17 protein-coding genes are annotated in these 18,395 nt (G+C 39.1%); 14 read left to right on the top strand and 3 right to left on the bottom strand.

The features are described from left to right. Positions 1-25 precede the first annotated feature (25 nt). From EFY79_RS04485 to EFY79_RS04475, 3 genes are read left to right on the top strand one after another with little or no spacing between them, the layout of a single operon-like run. Positions 26-1,771, top strand: coding sequence for a M23 family metallopeptidase (locus EFY79_RS04485; RefSeq protein WP_123119487.1), 1,746 nt, complete (start codon positions 26-28; stop codon positions 1,769-1,771). A gap of 9 nt (positions 1,772-1,780) precedes the next feature. Continuing rightward, positions 1,781-2,254 (top strand): thioredoxin-dependent thiol peroxidase, encoded by a 474-nt coding sequence (gene bcp / locus EFY79_RS04480; RefSeq protein WP_199727434.1) that lies wholly within the window; start codon positions 1,781-1,783, stop codon positions 2,252-2,254. Then, positions 2,251-2,538: a DUF4157 domain-containing protein gene (locus tag EFY79_RS04475; RefSeq protein WP_123119485.1), complete on the top strand. Its 288-nt coding sequence runs from the start codon at positions 2,251-2,253 to the stop codon at positions 2,536-2,538. Before bcp ends, EFY79_RS04475 begins: the two co-directional genes overlap by 4 nt. Positions 2,539-2,580: 42 nt before the next feature. Here EFY79_RS04475 and EFY79_RS04470 read toward each other — a convergent pair whose 3' ends face one another. Continuing rightward, positions 2,581-3,324 carry a biotin--[acetyl-CoA-carboxylase] ligase gene (locus EFY79_RS04470; RefSeq protein ID WP_123119484.1) on the bottom strand — a complete coding sequence of 248 codons (744 nt, stop codon included), beginning with the start codon at positions 3,322-3,324 and terminating at the stop codon, positions 2,581-2,583. A 130-nt stretch (positions 3,325-3,454) separates the two neighbouring features. Between EFY79_RS04470 and rsfS the strand changes: the two genes are divergently transcribed. The 9 genes from rsfS (at position 3,455) to EFY79_RS04420 (ending at position 11,698) form a co-directional block, all read left to right on the top strand. Next, positions 3,455-3,853: a ribosome silencing factor gene (gene rsfS / locus EFY79_RS04465; RefSeq protein WP_123119483.1), complete on the top strand. Its 399-nt coding sequence runs from the start codon at positions 3,455-3,457 to the stop codon at positions 3,851-3,853. 68 nt (positions 3,854-3,921) lie between these two features. Then, the gene (ftsH, locus tag EFY79_RS04460; protein WP_233577917.1) at positions 3,922-6,009 is read left to right on the top strand and encodes an ATP-dependent zinc metalloprotease FtsH; all 2,088 of its coding nucleotides are present in this window, start codon (positions 3,922-3,924) and stop codon (positions 6,007-6,009) included. A 2-nt stretch (positions 6,010-6,011) separates the two neighbouring features. Next, a complete protein-coding gene (locus tag EFY79_RS04455; protein WP_123119482.1) occupies positions 6,012-6,656 on the top strand; it encodes a LutC/YkgG family protein in 645 nt (214 codons plus the stop codon). 114 nt (positions 6,657-6,770) lie between these two features. Continuing rightward, positions 6,771-8,234 (top strand): iron-sulfur cluster repair di-iron protein, encoded by a 1,464-nt coding sequence (gene ric, locus EFY79_RS04445; RefSeq protein ID WP_158605147.1) that lies wholly within the window; start codon positions 6,771-6,773, stop codon positions 8,232-8,234. Positions 8,235-8,392: 158 nt separating this feature from the next. Then, a complete protein-coding gene (locus EFY79_RS04440) occupies positions 8,393-8,842 on the top strand; it encodes a hypothetical protein (RefSeq protein WP_123119481.1) in 450 nt (149 codons plus the stop codon). A gap of 2 nt (positions 8,843-8,844) precedes the next feature. Further along, positions 8,845-9,651, top strand: coding sequence for a DUF2249 domain-containing protein (locus tag EFY79_RS04435; RefSeq protein ID WP_123119480.1), 807 nt, complete (start codon positions 8,845-8,847; stop codon positions 9,649-9,651). Position 9,652: 1 nt separating this feature from the next. After that, a complete protein-coding gene (locus EFY79_RS04430) occupies positions 9,653-10,942 on the top strand; it encodes a cytochrome C oxidase subunit I (protein WP_123119479.1) in 1,290 nt (429 codons plus the stop codon). Beyond that, positions 10,939-11,262, top strand: coding sequence for a metal-sulfur cluster assembly factor (locus tag EFY79_RS04425; protein ID WP_123119478.1), 324 nt, complete (start codon positions 10,939-10,941; stop codon positions 11,260-11,262). Before EFY79_RS04430 ends, EFY79_RS04425 begins: the two co-directional genes overlap by 4 nt. Before the next feature lie 4 nt (positions 11,263-11,266). Next, positions 11,267-11,698 (top strand): RrF2 family transcriptional regulator, encoded by a 432-nt coding sequence (locus tag EFY79_RS04420; RefSeq protein ID WP_123119477.1) that lies wholly within the window; start codon positions 11,267-11,269, stop codon positions 11,696-11,698. Positions 11,699-11,844: 146 nt separating this feature from the next. On the opposite strand, the gene EFY79_RS04415 is transcribed toward EFY79_RS04420, so the two are convergent. Next, the gene (locus EFY79_RS04415) at positions 11,845-12,234 is read right to left on the bottom strand and encodes a hypothetical protein (protein ID WP_123119476.1); all 390 of its coding nucleotides are present in this window, start codon (positions 12,232-12,234) and stop codon (positions 11,845-11,847) included. Between the two features lie 295 nt (positions 12,235-12,529). Continuing rightward, positions 12,530-14,566: an excinuclease ABC subunit UvrB gene (gene uvrB / locus EFY79_RS04410; protein WP_123119475.1), complete on the bottom strand. Its 2,037-nt coding sequence runs from the start codon at positions 14,564-14,566 to the stop codon at positions 12,530-12,532. Between the two features lie 396 nt (positions 14,567-14,962). On the opposite strand from uvrB, the gene EFY79_RS04405 reads away from it, so the two are divergent. After that, on the top strand, positions 14,963-15,694 hold the full coding sequence (locus EFY79_RS04405; RefSeq protein WP_123119765.1) for a GntR family transcriptional regulator: 732 nt from the start codon (positions 14,963-14,965) through the stop codon (positions 15,692-15,694). A 232-nt stretch (positions 15,695-15,926) separates the two neighbouring features. Further along, positions 15,927-18,275: a GH92 family glycosyl hydrolase gene (locus EFY79_RS04400; protein ID WP_123119474.1), complete on the top strand. Its 2,349-nt coding sequence runs from the start codon at positions 15,927-15,929 to the stop codon at positions 18,273-18,275. Positions 18,276-18,395: the final 120 nt, after the last annotated feature.

The raw sequence follows: 18,395 nt of genomic DNA, 5'->3' as shown, positions 1-18,395 counted from the left end.
GTTTTAAGTTGGTAATTTTGTAAATATGAGTTATTCGTTTAATAAAATTTGTAATCTACACAAACCGTTCCTGTTTTTAATTTTCCTTTTTTTCACTTTATCTGCTAGTGCCCAATATTTTAAGGAAAAAAATTATCCTAAAAATTATTTTATTTATCCTGTAAAGGCAAGAATAAGCCTTGCTGCCAATTTTGGAGAACTTCGAACTAATCATTACCACATGGGGCTTGATTGCAGAACCGACCAGGTAGTGAACCGCCATGTAGTAGCTGCCGCCGATGGATACGTTTCAAGAGTTTCCGTGGCTCCCTTTGGATTTGGCCAGGCAATTTACATACGTCATCCCAACGGCCTTACCACAGTGTACGGCCATCTCAATCGTTTTTTTAATGATTTGGAAAAATATGTGAAGGAGCAACAATATTCGCAGGAAAGATGGAATATTGATCTTCCGTTGCCACCTGGTTTGTTTCCTGTAAAGCAAGGCCAGTTCATTGCTTATAGCGGAAGCACAGGCGGATCCCAGGGGCCGCACGTCCATTTCGAAATCCGCGATACCAAAACCGATAAAGTCTTAAATGAGCTTTTGTTCGGATTGCCCATCCCTGACAACGTTCCGCCAACTATTGTGAGGCTTGCTATGTATGACCGCACAAAAAGCACTTACAGTCAATCGCCACGTATTTTCGGGCTAAGAAAGGCGGGAACAGAATACACTACCAACGACGCCATAATTCCTGTTGAGTCTGATAAAATTAGCTTCGGAATTTCAGCAAATGATAAGCAATCCGGATCTCAAAATCCAAATGGAATCTATGAGGCGATTATATTTTTGGATAACATGCCGCTCAGCGGTTTTCAGCTCGACAGCATTGGGTATGATGAAACACGCTATGTAAACGCAAATGTGGATTATAAAACCCATGCAGCAGGCGGCCCATATATTCAACATTTGTCAAGGCTTCCCGGGTATCCCGTCGGAGTTTATCAGGATATCAATGGCGATGGCGTAATTCAACTGGCTGACGCAGCAATCCATGAAGTAAAAATCGTAGTGAAAGACGCTAATGATAACACTTCGGTGCTTCGTTTCAAAATAAGAAAAAACTCGACTGCACCATCGCCGGATGCGCCAGCCGCTAATTCTCCGGGTGAATTTCAACCTAATGAGGTAAATGTTTTTGAATCAGAAAATCTACAGCTTTATTTGCCGGTTTCCACCTTGTACGATTCAGTTGAATTTTCGCATTCTCAAAAAATTTCACCCGCACCAGATATTTACTCCCCTGTGCATTCGATTTTTTCAGGATTAATTCCATCACAGGATTTTTTTACCGTTCGCATTAAAACAAATAAACCGGTTCCTGAAAATTTGCAGGATAAAATGCTCGTACGCCAAAAATGGAAGAGCAAAGAGGAAGTGGTAAAAGCCTCCAGAACGGGAGATTGGTATTCAGGCAAATTCAACAAATTTGGAGATTTTGAATTGATAGCTGATGACGCGCCTCCTGCAATCCATGTCGATTTTCATGATAATGCCAACATTTCACGCTACCATACTATCGTGGTCACTCCAACTGATAATAACGATGTGATCAAAAATTTTCGTGCAGAACTGGATGGAAAATGGCTGATGTTTAGCAACGATAAAGGCAAAAAATATATATACCATTTTGATGAGCATTGCGGCCCCGGGAAACATGAATTAAAGATTTCTGTTCAGGATGAAGCCGGAAACACTACCCAAAAAATATATCATTTCACCCGATAAATAAAAATTATGACTACATTATCAGAAGGACAAAAAGCGCCGGACTTTACAGCAAAGGATCAAAACGGAAACCCCGTTTCATTAAAAGATTTTCGTGGGAAAAAAGTAGTACTCTATTTCTATCCTGAAGATGATACGCCTACCTGTACCATTGAAGCCTGCAACCTGAGAGACAATTATTCAAATTTAAAAGAAGCTGGCCTGGTAATTATCGGCGTAAGCCCGGACGACAAAGATAGCCACAAAAAATTTGAGAAAAAGTATGAGCTGCCATTCATCCTCCTTGAAGATTCTTCCAAAAAAATTATTGATAAATATGAAGTTTGGGGAGAAAAAAATATGTATGGCAAAAAATACATGGGGCTTATAAGAACGACATTCTTAATTGATGAGAAAGGGATAATTATAAAAGTTTTTAAAAAACCAAAATCAAAAATCCACAGCGAAGAAATTTTAAAGGTGGTAAATGGCTTAACACAATGAAATACCGGATAAAGGAAAATTCTTTAATTGCAAAAATTGCTGCGGCTAAATTAACATCGGGCAGCGTCGCTATTGTGATAGGCAGCACCATCCATCTTCACCACGTATCTGAAAAAGATTTTTTGAAGAACGAAAAATGGGTGAAACATGAAATGTGTCATATTCAGCAATTTAAAAAATTTGGCTTTTTCAAATTCATTTACCAATACCTGAGGGAAAGCGCCAGGGTTGGATATTACAATAATAGGTTTGAAGCGGAGGCAAGAAAAGCCGAAAGCGAATAGAGCTAAAAATAAAAATCCATCCGAATTATTCGTTTACTGCACTTACACCAATCCCTTAAAAATAATTTCATCAAAAACAAACCTTCTTTCAAAAGCATCCTGAGTTATTAATTCGCCGGAGGCAGAAACACCTGTTATTTTAGTTTGAAATTGGATATTTTGCTTTTGTAACGCCACCATTTTACCCTGGGCATATAAATAGTCATTATATTCCTGCAGCATTTTGCTGAAGTTATGTTGTTTCAATTCCTCCACTCTTTTTAAAACAAATTCATACAATTTTTCCGCAAGCGGTTTCACGTCAAAATTTTTGCCTGTAATATTTCTCAGCGAAATGGCCGAATTTTCAAGTCCAAATTCTTCCTGGTTAATATTAAGTCCAATGCCTATCACTGTCCACTGCCAAATTTTACCCTGAATTACATTTTCTATTAAAATACCACCTGCCTTACTGTCATTTATAAAAATATCATTTGGCCATTTTATAAAAAGATTTGCTAAAATAATCTCTTTGAGAAGATCGCAACATCCCAGTGCTGCAGCCACGCTAATTTCGAACTGCCGCGATATACTCAGCCATTGCACTGGGATAGCTATTGAAAGAATTATATTTTCGTCTTTTTTGCTTGTCCACTCTTTGCCGCGCCTTCCTTTTCCTGCCGTTTGTTCCCTGGCAAAGATGGCAATTTCACGCTCAATTTGGCGTTTCTGGATCAATGCCATGGCATAGTTGTTGGTACTATCCACGGTTTCAAGAGTTAACCAGCTTTTATGCAAAATTGACATTGAAAACGTATTATGAAAGAATTAGTATTTTTGATAAAATAGATACAAATTTTGTATTGAAAAGTGCAATCTAAGAGAATAAATTTATTTTTGCTGATTGCTGAATCAGCATTTAGTTAAACGAACACATTTGAATAATTTAACATTACTGGAAAAAAGAAAAAAATCTACCATAGCAAGGATTACGCGGAACAGTAAGCTGTTTAAGACCATAATCCATGCCATTCAGGAAAAAAAAGGTGAAAGAATTGTAAGCCTCGACCTTAAAAAAATCCCCGAAGCAGTAACAGATTTTTTTATAATATGTGAAGCTACTAACCCAATCCAATTGAAGGCTATTGGTGATTTTATAGAGGAAGAAGTCAAAAATAAGTGCGGCGAAAAGCCTTATAAGCACGAAGGGAGGCAGGGCGAACAATGGATACTGATTGATTATGTAAATATCGTTGTTCATGTCATGCTACCCGAAACAAGAAAGTTTTATAAGCTGGAAGAAATGTGGAGTGATGCAACGGTAGCTGAGCATTAAAAAAACTAAAAAATTATAATAACCTATTCTTATTCCCCGAAGGACGAATCAAGACAAAAATATTGCTGATGCAATTAAATATGGCAACTGAAGAACAGAAGAAAAAACCATTACAAAGAAGGCTTAATTCAAATCTGACGCCGGGCACGCCGGAAGAAGATCCCAAGAAGAAACCAAAATTGAGCATTTATTGGGTGTATGGGATCATTTTTGCCGTTATCATTGGTTACAATCTTTTCCGTACTACGACCAGCACGGGAGTTCAAATAAATGATACCGATTTTTATGCGATGTTGAGTAAGGGGGATGTAGACCAGATAAAAACTGTGGGTAATAAAAAACTGGTGCGGGTGTTTATCGATCCTCAAAAAATGCAGGAAGATGCCGGATATTTTCAAAACGTGTTTGGACAAAATTACGATGAAGTAAAGAGAATAAAAGATGCGCCCCAGGCCTATTTTACAATTATCAAAGATGAGGTGTTTGCCACGCAACTTAACCAGTTTTATAAAGATCATCCTGATGTGAAGCGCGTGCCTGATAAACCTGGCGATGAAGGAGAACTTTTTGGTCAGATCGTAAGCACCTTATTACCTATTCTTTTAATAGCGCTTGTTTTTATAATGATGATGAGAAAAGTGGGCGGCGGAGCCGGAGCCGGCGGGCCAGGCGGAATCTTTAATATCGGCAAATCAAAAGCGACTCTTTTTGAAAAAGGTACTAAGGTAAATATCAATTTTAGTGATGTTGCCGGGCTTGATGAAGCTAAAGTGGAAGTAATGGAAATTGTGGATTTTCTGAAAAATCCAAAAAAATATACCAACCTTGGTGGGAAAATCCCAAAGGGAGCGCTGCTAATAGGCCCTCCGGGAACGGGCAAAACTTTATTGGCCAAGGCAGTGGCAGGAGAAGCCCAGGTACCTTTTTTCAGCCTCAGCGGCAGTGATTTTGTAGAAATGTTCGTGGGTGTGGGCGCCAGCAGGGTAAGGGATTTATTCAAGCAGGCAAGGGAAAAAGCACCGTGCATCATCTTTATTGATGAAATCGATGCGATAGGGCGTGCGCGCGGAAAGAACATGATGATGAGCAATGATGAAAGAGAAAATACACTTAATCAATTGCTGGTTGAAATGGATGGTTTTGGTACCGACCTTGGAATTATCATACTTGCGGCTACTAACAGGCCAGATGTATTGGATAGTGCTTTGTTACGTCCCGGAAGGTTTGACAGGCAAATATCTATTGACAGGCCCGACCTTGTTGGAAGAGAGGCTATTTTTAAGGTTCACCTTATTCCTATTAAAGTTTCACAAACTCTTGATACACATAAGCTGGCCGAACAAACTCCTGGTTTTGCAGGGGCAGATATTGCGAATGTGTGCAACGAAGCCGCTTTGATAGCTGCCAGAAACGGCAAAGAAGCGGTAGATATGAGCGATTTCCAGGATGCGATTGACAGGGTGATTGGAGGATTGGAGAAGAAAAACAAAATTATTCTTCCTGAAGAAAAAGAAATTATTGCGTATCATGAAGCCGGCCACGCTATTTGTGGATGGTTTTTAGAACATGCATATCCTTTATTGAAAGTTACGATTGTTCCGCGCGGCACTGCGGCGTTGGGCTATGCGCAATACACACCCAAAGAGCAATATCTTTATAATACAGACCAATTGCTCGACCAGATTTGCATGACGCTGGGCGGAAGGGCTTCTGAATCAATTTTTTTTAATAAAATTTCTACCGGCGCCAGCAATGACCTTCAACAGGTGACTAAAATGGCTTACTCGATGATTACGGTTTACGGTATGAATGAAAAATTGGGTAACGTAAGCTATTACGATCCCCAGCAGGAAAATACCTTCCAAAAGCCCTACAGCGAAGAAACCGGGAAAATGATCGACGAAGAAGTGAGGAAGCTAATTGAAACGGCTTTCGAAAGAACAAAAAAATTATTGACTGAAAGAAAGCAGGAAGTGGAAACGATAGCGCAGGCATTATTGAAACGGGAAGTATTGTTTAAAAGCGATGTAGAGGCATTGATTGGAAAGCGACCTTATGACAATAAAAAAGCGCTTGACTTCGTGGACAATCCAAAAGAAGCAGTAATAGATTCTCCCATTCATGTAGATACGAATGACATGAATGTTAATTCATAACAATGAAAGTTTCTTCTTCGAAAGAAAAAATATTAAAAAAAATAAGAGAGGCACTGAGTAATCCGGTGCCTTTGCCTTTTCCAAAAAGCGAAGGAAGCTCTGCTATCTTCCCCCCCGCAAATGACGATCTGGAGATTCTGTTTGCTAAAGAATTTACAGCGCTTTCAGGAAAATTTGCATTTTGTATCGACGAAAAAGATGCACAAAACCAGTTGAAACAATTAATTGCTTCCCAAAAATGGAAAAACATTTTTTGCATCGAGAAGCAACTGTCATCCCTGTTTTCACCAAAGCTATTTCCTGAAATTAACGACGCATCCCTGGCAAATTGTGATGCAGCTATTACTTCCTGCCAATATCTTATAGCCCGAACGGGCGCCATTGTGATGAGCAGCGCAGGAGAAAGCGGCCGCACTGTGAGCGCGTATTCACCCGTCCATATCTGTCTTGCATATATTGATCAATTGGTGTTTGACAGCCGCGACGCACTTAAAGATTTAAAAACTCAAACATCCACCCTCCCATCTTTTATCACCTTCGCCGCCGGCCCCAGCCGCACTGCGGATATTGAAAAAACGCTCGTCATTGGTGTTCACGGGCCCAAAGAAGTGTATGTCTTTTTGATAGATCACCGCTCCAAAAAGTGAAATTTTTAATTCATTAGTAACCGAATAAAAATTTTTCTTAATAAAAGTAATTTAATACTTTTATTATTCATTTACCCCTATCTTTGCATTCAATCAAATTAAAAGAAAAATATTATGGCAGCTTCTTTAGAACCCGAAAATATACTGAACGTCACACTTTTGGAACCGCGGTTAAAACATTCCACCATCTTTTTGAGGTTTGATGAATTAATTTCCGGCGAAAGTCTTATTCTTCACAACGATCACGATCCAAAACCTCTCTATTATGAGTTATCTGCTGAAAGAGGTGATATTTTTGACTGGGAATATCTGGAACGCGGGCCAGAAACCTGGAAAATAAAAATCACCAAAAAAGGAGACAATACAACCGAAGAAGGAGATATCTTAAATGCAACTTTGCTGCATCCAAGCGTAAAGCACCAAACCATTTTCCAAAAATTTGATTCTTTACAGCCGGGTGAAAGTTTTGTGCTTCACAATGATCATGACCCACGCCCCCTGCGGTTCCAATTAGAAAATCTAAGAGGCAATATCTTTAGCTGGGACTACCTGGAGCAAGGCCCCGAATGGTTTAGAATAAAAATTACTAAAAACGGGCCGGCAAAAGGTAAAAATAAAGATCAACAACCGGAAACCACAAAAGAAAATATTCTAGACGTAACCGCTATCGAGCCGAAACTGAAGCATCCAACTATCTTTGCAAAGTTTGATGAGTTGAAACCCGGAGCCAGCCTCACTATTCATAATGATCATGACCCCAAACCTTTATACTACCAGCTTTTAGGTGAAAGAGGTGATATATTTACCTGGGAATATCTGAAACAAGGCCCCCAGCTGTGGGAAATAAAAATTACAAAACGCTCCGAAGGCGAAGCCGATGAAACACTCGGCGAGATTGCTGCAAAAGATTTGCGCAAAGCCGAAGTGTTTAAAAAATACGGCCTTGACTTTTGTTGCGGCGGAAAGAAAACGGTGAGAGAGGCCTGTGAAGAAAAAGGTTTGGACGTTACCAAAATAGAGCAGGAATTACAAAATAGCGATAAAAGTTCCTTTACTGCACGGCCGTTGCCCTATAACGATTGGAATCTTGATTTTTTAGCAGATTATATCGTTAACACCCATCACAGTTATGTGAAGAAAACCATTCCTGATATTCGTACCTATTCCGAAAAAGTAGCTAGAGTTCATGGTTCACGACATCCAGAATTACTAGAAATTAATAAATTAGCACAGGAAGTGTGTGATGAAATGTCTGAACATATGGTGAAAGAGGAAGTTGTTTTGTTCCCTTATGTGAAACATATCGTAAGCTCCAAAAACCAGGCTCACCAGAAATTTGACAGCCTCGACACTGTAAAGGAGCCTATCGACATTGCAGTAACTGAACACGAACTGGTAGGAGGCAATATGGACAAAATCAGGGATATCAGCCACAACTACCAGTTGCCTGAAGATGCCTGCGCCAGCTATTCTTATTTATTTAAAACCCTGGATGAATTTGAAAATGACCTGCATATTCATGTTCACCTGGAAAACAATATTCTTTTTCCAAAAGCGATAGCACTGGAAAAGAACTGATGAACTACTAATTGCTTAACACATGAGCCGGCTAACAGCTTTCATCTGAATAATGAAGTGATATTGGATTACATTTTTGAGCGTTATTCAGATGAGGCTGTTTCGCCGTTTTAATATAATTCGAAAGCTGAGATGTCACTAACTCAAAATAAAAAGCAATGAAGAAAGTTTTGGTCCTTATTTGCATTACGGTTTTCCTTTTTGCCTGCAATCAATCTTCCGTATCAAACAACGCGGAAGAAGTGCATCATCACGATGCCTCTGAATCCACTGAATTAACACTGAATAATGGCGCAAAATGGCAGGCAGATAGCAACACGAACCGGCATTTGGCTGGCATCAAAACCATGGCCAATATGTTCAGGGTAGCGCCATCTCCTACTGCTGACCGGTACCAGATTTTCGGCTCAGATATACAGATGAAACTGGATACGCTGGTTCGCGATTGTACTTTAAAGGGCGCGCCGGATGAGGCATTGCATAAATGGATGATGCCCATCCTACGCCAATCACGTGATTTAAAAAAGGTTTCTGACACAGCAAAAGCAAGATTGATTTTTGATTCCCTGGACAATCGGATCAATATTTACTACGATTATTTTGAATAAGTATGACCATAAATGCAAATACAAAAATTTCTAAAATTTTAAAACAAAACCCGGATGCCCTTGAAGTAATCATCAGCATCAATCCTAAGTTTGAAAAACTGAGAAACCCATTGTTACGAAAATTAATGGCAGCCCGTACCAGCATAGGCATGGCTTCAAAAATTGGCGGGTTTGGCATAGAAAAATTTTTTGAAAAATTAGAGCCATTGGGCTTTCAGCCAGATAGAGAGGCCGCGGAGGAAAACCATTCGCAAAAACCAAAACTACCTGCTTTTTTTAGTTCTGTAAAACCGGGCGAAATTGTTGACTTTGATGTAAGACCAATTATTGAGGCCGGAAATGATCCTCTGTCCACTATAGTTGCAAAGGTAAAAAGCATTCCCAAAGGGGGCGTATTAAAAATCATCAACAGCTTTGAACCCACGCCGTTGATTGTTTTATTACAAAAACAGGGTTTTGAGTCGTTTGTGGATAATGTGGATGATCAGGTGGTGGAAACTTATTTTTATAAAAAGAGTAATGAAACGCCAAAATTTGAACAAACAGAAGGCAATCCAGAAGGCTGGAATGAATTGATAAAAAAGTTTGATGGCAAAATGCAATCGGTGGATGTGCGGCATTTAGAAATGCCGCAACCAATGATGACTATCCTGGAATCCATTGAAAAACTTCCTGCTGACCATGCTTTATTTGTTTACCATAAAAGAATTCCTGTTTTTTTATTGCCTGAATTAAAAGAAAGAAAATTTGATTACAGGATAAAAGAAGAAGCACCAAATGAAGTAAGGCTTCTTATTTTTAAAGATTAAAATGTTTCCTGGTTCTCCAAATACCGGATTAGCAAAAAATACTTCCTACAAGGTAGTGTTGCCTTTTTATCTTTACGCAGGATTATCTTTTTTTACAGCAACATTGCTGTTGATTTTTTCTTCACCTGCTTTTTTGCAACATTATTTCCATCCTCATACACTTGCTATTACGCACCTTATGGCCTTAGGCTGGGGCACTATGATGATACTGGGCGCAAGTCATCAATTAGTACCGGTTCTGATTGAAGGCAAATTATACAGCAATACTTTAGCCTATTTATCTTTTGCTTTTGCAGGAGTGGGAATCCCACTTTTGGCAATTGGTTTTTACACATTTGATTTCAGTTGGCCGGCCCAGTACGGCGCTATTCTGATAAATATTGCCCTCCTTTTTTACCTGGCGAATATGGCTATCAGCATGGCAAAAAGTAAAAATGAGAATGTACATGCTGTTTTTGTTTTCACGGGCACACTCTGGCTGATCATCACTACCATAGTCGGTTTGTTCCTGGTTTATAATTTCACGTATCCTATTTTATCCCGCGATTCATTATCCTACCTTCCGTTGCACGCGCATCTTGGAATAGTGGGCTGGTTTTTATTGCTGGTAATAGGAGTGGGCTCCCGACTGATTCCTTTATTCCTGATTTCAAAATATGAGAACCGCAAAATTCTTTGGTGGATTTACGGGTTGATAAATTTCGCGTTAGTTAGTTTTATTGTTTTGTTTTTATTTGTCCGGGTTACCATATTGAATCTTATACCTTTTGTTGCTGCTGCTTTGGCGATTTTTCTGTTTGGCTATTATTGCTATCATGCTTATCATCAAAGGCTTCGCAAAAAAGTGGATAACCAGGTAAAGATTTCTCTGCTTTCTGTATGCATGATGGCACTGCCATTGCTCTTATTATTGAGTGTGATATTATTACTATTATTCTCCACCGAAAATTTTCACTTAGTTCTTGTGTATGGATTTTGTATTTTTTTTGGATGGATTACAGCCATTATTTTCGGAATGACCTTTAAAACATTGCCTTTTATCGTTTGGAATAAAGTGTATCATAACAAAGCCGGGCTGGGAAAAACGCCCAATCCGAAAGAATTATTTAACGATAAAGTATTTTTGATAATGGCTGTCTGTTATCTTGCCGGTTTCGTGCTTTTTATCACCGGCGTATTATTGACAAGCGAAACAGTTGTAAAAGTTGCGTCTATTTTATTATTGATTGCAGCGATTTTATTCAACGGAAACGTTTGGAAAGCGATTACCCATAAACCCGTAACACCATGAATGAAATTACCAATGACGAAAAAAAATGTGAGCTTGCTTTGGGCGCGCTCAAATTTGTAATAGACCCTGAGATTGGGCTGAATGTGGTAGACCTCGGACTAATTTATCAAATTGATTTTGATGAAAATAAAAAAGAAATTTTCTGCTCTCATTCACTTACCACGCAGTTTTGCCCTATGGGCGAATCTATTAATGAAGGCATCCTCAACGCGCTTCAACATACATTTCCGGAATATAAAGTGGAAGCAACTATCACGTTTGATCCACCATGGAATTCACACAAGATTTCTGAAGAAGGCCTTGAATTTTTAAACAGCTAAAATCATGTTAAGCAAAACCTGCAAATCAGCAATTAAGGCCGTAGTTTATTTATGTTCCAAATATGGCTCGGGCGAAAATGCGAGCATCAAAGAAGTTGCTGACGTAATCAATGCCAGCGAACACACAGTGGGTAAACTATTGCAGACACTTGTGAAGCAGGATATCATCAAAAGTCTGAAAGGCCCTACGGGTGGATTTTACATTTCAAAAACACAGCAAAACCAGCCCATTATTAATATCGTGGAGGCAATTGATGGAAAGGAAATTTTTAAAGAGTGCGGCCTGGGGCTTAGCCAATGTTCTGCCAAACATCCCTGCCCGATTCATAACGGTTATAAAGAAGTTCGCGAGTCATTGGAAAAGTTATTCAGGGAAAAAAATGTGCTTAGCTTGTGTGAGCCTGTCAATAATGGCCTGGCCTATCTCATAGGATAGCTGGCAGTAAATGAACTTTTAGATAAAATTTTTATTTTGCTTTCACCCAAAAGAATGAATATTTTATTCTTCAAGGAGTTTCCTGATTTTTTCCAATTCAATTACATCTATAATGTCTTTGGGACGATTGGTAGCTTTTTTATTTCTTATAAGTGATTGATATTGACAAAGGGAACCTTTACATCCAATATTTCAGCAACAGTTGCGTCCGCAAGGGCTTCATCAAATGAAATATTTTCCAATCCAACCATCGTAGTTATAATGTCTAACCGGAGGCCAATTCCAATATAGAAATCTGTCCATCCGGGCACGAAATCAATTTTATCAAAAGTGTTTTCATCATATCCAAATTGAGTAAGTGCTTTGCCAAGATTTCTTCGGTTTCTGACCTCATCTTTCAACCAGATATCAATATCGCCTGTGGTTCTGGCGAAGCCGTGAAGGTTTACTGCAAATCCACCTATCATAATGTACGCGACATTACATTTATTCAATGATTTCCAAAAATCTATCAGTTCATTATCGAAATTATCCATAACTAAAAAGCTATTTCTTTATGATTTTGGCATTCCTGAGCATGAAACTAATCTTCATTAATCTTGTAAAAAGAAAAAATTTTTCTGTATCTGTCCGCTTAATGGCTTCTCTTATTCTTTTCATTTCCAACTCCCGTGTATCCTTAGAATTATTTTCTTTCAATATAAATTTATCTTTCGGCATTTAATAAAATTAAGGAGAATTTCTTTTTCCAAATCACCGTCCAAATCCTTGCACACTGTGATAATTTAATGCGGAATTTGCTTCAACAGTAAATCAATCTTTATTCTGAATTTATTTTGTTGCTTTCATTTCCTTTAACTCTCCCTGCATCCGGAACATTTCGTCGCGCAATCTTGCCGCTTCCATAAAATCCATATCCCTCGCAGCTTTTTCCATTGCGCGTTTTATTTGCGCAATGGCTTTTTCCATTTGCGGAATGGTTTTATACTCCACCTGTTCTTCTGCCGCAATAGTGCTAATGGTATCGTCAATCGCATAAGGGGAGCCAGTGGTTCCTTTAATATCAAGAACAGAAGTCTGCCCCATTATCTGTTCAATGGATTTTGTGATTGTCTTTGGCGTTATATTATGTTCAATATTGTAAGCGATTTGCTTTTCCCTCCTCCGGTTAGTTTCATCAATAGTTTTCTGCATGCTTTCAGTCATATTATCGGCATAAAAGATTACCAATCCTTCTACATTTCGGGCAGCCCTGCCGGCAGTCTGGGTAAGCGACCTTTCATTACGCAAAAAGCCTTCTTTATCAGCATCCAGAATCGCTACCAGCGAAACTTCCGGTAGGTCCAATCCCTCACGCAAAAGATTTACACCTACCAAAACATCAATTTCTCCCAAACGTAATTGGCGAAGAATTTCTATTCTGTCAAGCGTGTGCACTTCGCTATGTATGTATTTTGATTTGATATTGATGCGCTGTAAATATTTATCCATTTCTTCCGCCATGCGTTTGGTTAACGTAGTTACTAAAACGCGGTCGCCTTTGGTAACTCTTTTATCAATTTCATCCAGCAAATCATCAATCTGGTTGATGGAAGGGCGAATTTCTATCGGCGGATCTAATAATCCCGTGGGCCTTACAACCTGCTCCACGACTATTCCACCGGTTTTTTCCAATTCAAAATCGCCCGGTGTGGCGCTCACAAAAATGGTTTGATTGAGCATATTTTCAAACTCATTAAAATTAAGCGGCCGATTGTCTAATGCTGAAGGCAAACGAAAGCCATAGTCAACTAAAATTAATTTGCGCGAACGGTCGCCGCCATACATACCACTTACCTGCGGAATGGTTTGATGGCTTTCATCTATGATGCACAAAAAATCGTTGGGAAAATAATCCAGCAAACAAAATGGCCGCGTGCCGGGTTCTCTTCTGTCAAAAAATCTTGAATAATTTTCAACGCCGTTGCAATAGCCCAATTCGCGAATCATCTCCACATCATAATTCACTCTTTCAGAAATTCGTTGCGCTTCAATATATTTCCCGATTTCTTTAAAATATTCTGTTTGCCGTGTCGCTTCATCCTGTATTTCATACAAAATTTGCTGCAATTTATCTTTTGGTGCGATGTATAAATTAGCGGGAAAAATAGCCGCATTTTCAACCTTTGAAATTCTTTTTCCAGAGCTCAATTCCAGCGTTTCAATACTTTCAATTTCATCGCCGAAAAAAGTAATCCGGTAACCATTGTCCATGTAGGGAAGATTGATGTCAACGGTATCACCTTTTACGCGAAAAGTTCCTCTTGCGAAGTCACCCTGAGTTCTTGAATACAAACTATTTACCAACGAGTGCAAAAATCCCTGGCGGCTGATAACCTGTCCTTCCTCAATTCTAACAACACCTTCGGCAAAATCCTTCGGATTGCCAATTCCATAAATGCAACTTACGCTCGCCACAACGATGATATCCCTTCTCCCGGTTAAAAGTTGTGAAGTCGCTGCCAATCTTAATTTATCTAATTCTTCATTGATACTTAAATCCTTTTCAATGTAAGTATCGCTAACAGGCATATACGCTTCCGGCTGGTAGTAATCATAATAAGAAACAAAATAGCCTACGGAATTATCAGGAAAAAATTGTCGGAACTCGCCATACAACTGCGCTACCAGCGTTTTGTTGTGCGTAAGCACCAAAGTTGGTCGTTGCACATTTTGAATGACATTGGCCATCGTAAATGTTTTGCCACTTCCCGTAACTCCCAGCAAAGTTTGATACTTCTCACCTGTAAGCACACCATTAGTAAGCTGCTCGATAGCCTCAGGCTGGTCGCCTGCGGGTTTATATGGTGAATTAAGTTGAAAACGCATAGGATACAAATTTACATCAAGGGCATAACTTATAAATTCAAGTTTCTGTTATTTAACCGAACAAAAAGAATTCTATTATGGCTCTTCTTTTTTATCACAATCCGCAAGATTTTTACTTGTGAGCCCGCAAATGAAAAATATCACCATTTCAAATAATTCAGGCATAAAGAGAACCGTTGATCTGCGTTAAATTTTTGTCCGAAAAAAATAAAAATACGCAGTATATGTTGCTTTACTATCTATCACAGCAAACGAATAAATAGTTTCATTTTTAATTTTAATGATCCTTTATTCTCATCTTTATTTTCTCTTTATCAACTTTTTAAGTAAGATTTAAATTTGATGATAACAAAAAGCAGTAGTGAAAATTTTGTAAGTTTGAATCATAGAACAATTATGAAAATTCAAATCAACCACAAGAGCAAAGTGCCTCTTCATTTCCAGGTAGAAGAATTATTAAGAAAAATGGTAGAATCCCCTGCATTTAAAAACGGCGCATTTTTTCCGAAAGAAGTTGAACTGGCAAATCGCCTCGGCGTTTCAAGAAATACAGTAAGGCAGGCCACAAATAAATTGCAAAACGAAGGCCTGATTGTGCGTAAAAAAGGAGTGGGCACTAAAAAAGCCGGTAAAAAACATTTGGCTACCGGGCTGGATCACTGGTACAGCTTCACACAGGAAATGAAAGAAAAAGGAATTGACGTAATCAATCTTGAATTGAATGCTGAATGGGTGCTGGCTGAAAAAAAGATAACCGATTTTTTTAACATCCCAAGAAACAGGAAAGTGTTGAAATTATCCAAGCTCAAAGGAACGGAAGGCGATTCCATTGTATTTTTTGAAAGTTATTTTCATCCCCGCATTGGCGTAAACGACAAGGATGATTTTGATATTCCGTTGTATACAATGCTTGAGCAAAAATATGGCGTTATCGTGGTGCGTTCTTCAGAAAATATCAGCGCAAGGCTTGCAGGTGATATCGGGAAAAAATTAAAAATTGCCGCTTCAGCGCCCGTACTTTTAAGAGAAAGATTTGTGTATGACGTGGGTGAAAGGCCTATTGAATATAACGTTGGGTATTACCGATCTGATAAGTTTATTTATTCTATCGATATTAAAAAAGCCTGAACACAATACCACTAACTGCGATACTTTTCTTCTTTAATACTTTTTGTGAGATTGTTTGTAAGATTTATTGTTACTCCTTAAGCGCATTCCAGGCTATAGAAAATCTTTTACACATTCAGGCAAAAAAGTTTGATGATGATAATATGTAATGATTTTCCTTAAAAGTACGTATGTTTGAACATTCTGATATTTAAAAAAAACCGGTTTATTTTTTCAGTTTTTAATTGATATTATGCAAACTATATTTAAGGCTGTTGTTGCTTTATTTTCTCTTACATCTGTTCATTCTGCTTCAGCCCAGGATGTGTTGGATTATGTACATCCTAACATAGGGACAGCTCATAGCCGCTGGTTTTTTTATACCCCCGCCGCTTTGCCCCATGGCATGGCTAAACTGGCTCCCTCTACCAATGGCCACTATGGCAACCGGTCAGGTTGGGAAGCGGTCGGATATGATGCCCGGCAAAATTCGATTGAAGGGTTTGTACAATTTCATGAATGGCAGATAGGCGGTGTTTCCATCATGCCCGCGACAGGTGAATTAAAAGTGAAGCCTGGTGATTTGGACCATCCCAACAGCGGCTACCGCTCGCGGTTTAATCGCAAAAATGAAATTGCAAAACCGGGCTATTACAAAGTTTTTTTAGATGATTATCATATCACTGCAGAACTAACGGCAACGAAAAGAGTAGGCTTTCATAAATATACTTTTCCAAAAAGCGACCAGGCAAGAATAATTCTGGATATTGGAAATGTTCAGGGAGAAAGCGGGCCCGTAACCGGCGCATCGGTAAAAATGGTTGATAGCACCCACTTCGAAGGTTTTGTAACTACTTATCCAAAATACGTTCAGAAATATGACAGCGGCGGGCGCGTGTCTATGTATTTTTATGGAGAGGTTAGTCGCAAACCATTATCTACCGGCGGTTTTAATAATAAGGGTATTCAAAAAGATGCAAATTCTTCTGAAGGTTTGGGGGCAGGCCTTTTTCTTGAATACAAAACAAAAGAAAAAGAAGTTATAGAAATCAAAATTGGCCTTTCTTATACATCTGTTCAAAATGCAAAAAAGAATCTTGATACAGAAGCCGCGCATCTTACATTTGATGAAGCCCGTAAGCAGGCATCACAAATATGGCAGCGTGAATTGAGCAAAATAACAGTAGAAGGACAAAAACAGGATAAAATAAAATTCTATACCGGCCTCTTTCATGCATTATTAGGCCGGGGAATAGCCAGTGATGTAAATGGCGATTATCCAAAGCATGACGGCACAATCGGCCATCTGCCCCACAACAGTAAAGGCGGCGTTGAATATGAGGTGTACAATACAGACGCTATCTGGGGCGCCTTTTGGAACCTTACTCAGCTCTGGGCTTTGGCTTACCCGCAACATTATACCAATTATGTACAAACGCAGTTGGAAATTTATAAAGAACGTGGATGGTTTGGCGATGGAATTGCTAACAGCAATTTTGCATCAGGCGTGGGTACTAATTTTGTCGGTCTTGCGATTGCTGCAGCGTTTAATGCAGGAATCCGCAATTATGATATCCCACTGGCGTACGAAGCCATCAAAAAAAATGAAATAGGTTATAAGCAGCGGCCGGTAGGATCGGGAAAGTTAGACGTAAAAGCTTTTCTCAATAAAGGATATTCACCCACATTGGAAGAGGATATTACAGATAGCACGGGCTCCCAATTTGGAGCTTCCCATACGCTGGAATACAGTTTCAGCATGTTTGCAGCCGCACAAATGGCAAAATCTTTAGGGAATAATGATGACTATAAAAAGTTTATTCGTTACTCAAACGGGTGGCAACTGATTTTTGATTCATCTCAAAAATTAATTCATCCAAGGAATACGAATGGCGCCTTCATTGATAAATTTGATCCCTATCAGCCCTGGCGCGGTTTCCAGGAAGGAAATGCAATTCAATATACTTTTTATGTTCCCCAAAATCCGGCAGGCCTCATTAATAAAATCGGAAAGGAGGAATTTAATAGCCGTCTGAATGAAATATTTGAAGCATCACAAAAGAGTGGCTTTGGCGGTGGAAAAGAAATAGATGCTTTTTCAGGAATAAAAGCGGTGTACAACCATGGAAACCAGCCGTGCCTACATATTAGCTGGCTGTTTAATTTTTCCGGTAAACCCTGGCTCACCCAAAAATGGACCCGCGCCATTTGCAATGAATTTTATGGGACTGAACCTATTCATGGATATGGCTATGGACAGGATGAAGACCAGGGACAATTGGGTTCATGGTATGTAATGTCATCGCTTGGCCTTTTTGATGTAAAGGGGTTTACGGACAGGAGGCCCATTATCGAACTGGGAAGTCCGCTTTTCAACCAGGCCTTGATTCAGTTAGGAAATGGAAGGAAATTGATTATAGAAACAAAAAACAATTCCACAGAAAATTTATATGTACGCTCTGCAGAATGGAACGGCAAGCCTCTGCAAAACTGCTGGATGTACAGGGATGAGCTAATGAAAGGTGGCAAATTGATATTTGTCATGGGTAAAAACCCCAATAAGCAATGGGGAAGCAAAGTGCCTCCGCCTTCTGATCAGTAAAGACCACGTAGAAGAAAGCACACTTTATGCTATCATTTCATAATATTTTTCGCATGAAAATTTTTTTATCTTTCATTTATTTTTCTTGCGACGCTCGTTTTTGTTCATGCAGGCGCATAA

The organism is Hanamia caeni, assembly GCF_003721595.1.
Lineage (GTDB): Bacteria > Bacteroidota > Bacteroidia > Chitinophagales > Chitinophagaceae > Ginsengibacter > Ginsengibacter caeni.
Note: the sequence above shows the minus strand (reverse complement) of the source record. Positions and strands in the feature narration are given on the sequence as shown.

Coding starts and splice junctions, on each gene's coding strand:
- EFY79_RS04470 (WP_123119484.1), bottom strand. CDS start 3,324: ATGTCAATTTTGCATAAAAGCTGGTTAACTCTTGAAACCGTGGATAGT.
- EFY79_RS04435 (WP_123119480.1), top strand. CDS start 8,845: ATGACCATAAATGCAAATACAAAAATTTCTAAAATTTTAAAACAAAAC.
- EFY79_RS04400 (WP_123119474.1), top strand. CDS start 15,927: ATGCAAACTATATTTAAGGCTGTTGTTGCTTTATTTTCTCTTACATCT.
- EFY79_RS04475 (WP_123119485.1), top strand. CDS start 2,251: ATGAAATACCGGATAAAGGAAAATTCTTTAATTGCAAAAATTGCTGCG.
- EFY79_RS04430 (WP_123119479.1), top strand. CDS start 9,653: ATGTTTCCTGGTTCTCCAAATACCGGATTAGCAAAAAATACTTCCTAC.
- EFY79_RS04405 (WP_123119765.1), top strand. CDS start 14,963: ATGAAAATTCAAATCAACCACAAGAGCAAAGTGCCTCTTCATTTCCAG.
- ftsH (WP_233577917.1), top strand. CDS start 3,922: ATGCAATTAAATATGGCAACTGAAGAACAGAAGAAAAAACCATTACAA.
- EFY79_RS04420 (WP_123119477.1), top strand. CDS start 11,267: ATGTTAAGCAAAACCTGCAAATCAGCAATTAAGGCCGTAGTTTATTTA.
- uvrB (WP_123119475.1), bottom strand. CDS start 14,566: ATGCGTTTTCAACTTAATTCACCATATAAACCCGCAGGCGACCAGCCT.
- EFY79_RS04415 (WP_123119476.1), bottom strand. CDS start 12,234: ATGGATAATTTCGATAATGAACTGATAGATTTTTGGAAATCATTGAAT.
- EFY79_RS04425 (WP_123119478.1), top strand. CDS start 10,939: ATGAATGAAATTACCAATGACGAAAAAAAATGTGAGCTTGCTTTGGGC.
- bcp (WP_199727434.1), top strand. CDS start 1,781: ATGACTACATTATCAGAAGGACAAAAAGCGCCGGACTTTACAGCAAAG.
- EFY79_RS04485 (WP_123119487.1), top strand. CDS start 26: ATGAGTTATTCGTTTAATAAAATTTGTAATCTACACAAACCGTTCCTG.
- EFY79_RS04455 (WP_123119482.1), top strand. CDS start 6,012: ATGAAAGTTTCTTCTTCGAAAGAAAAAATATTAAAAAAAATAAGAGAG.
- ric (WP_158605147.1), top strand. CDS start 6,771: ATGGCAGCTTCTTTAGAACCCGAAAATATACTGAACGTCACACTTTTG.
- EFY79_RS04440 (WP_123119481.1), top strand. CDS start 8,393: ATGAAGAAAGTTTTGGTCCTTATTTGCATTACGGTTTTCCTTTTTGCC.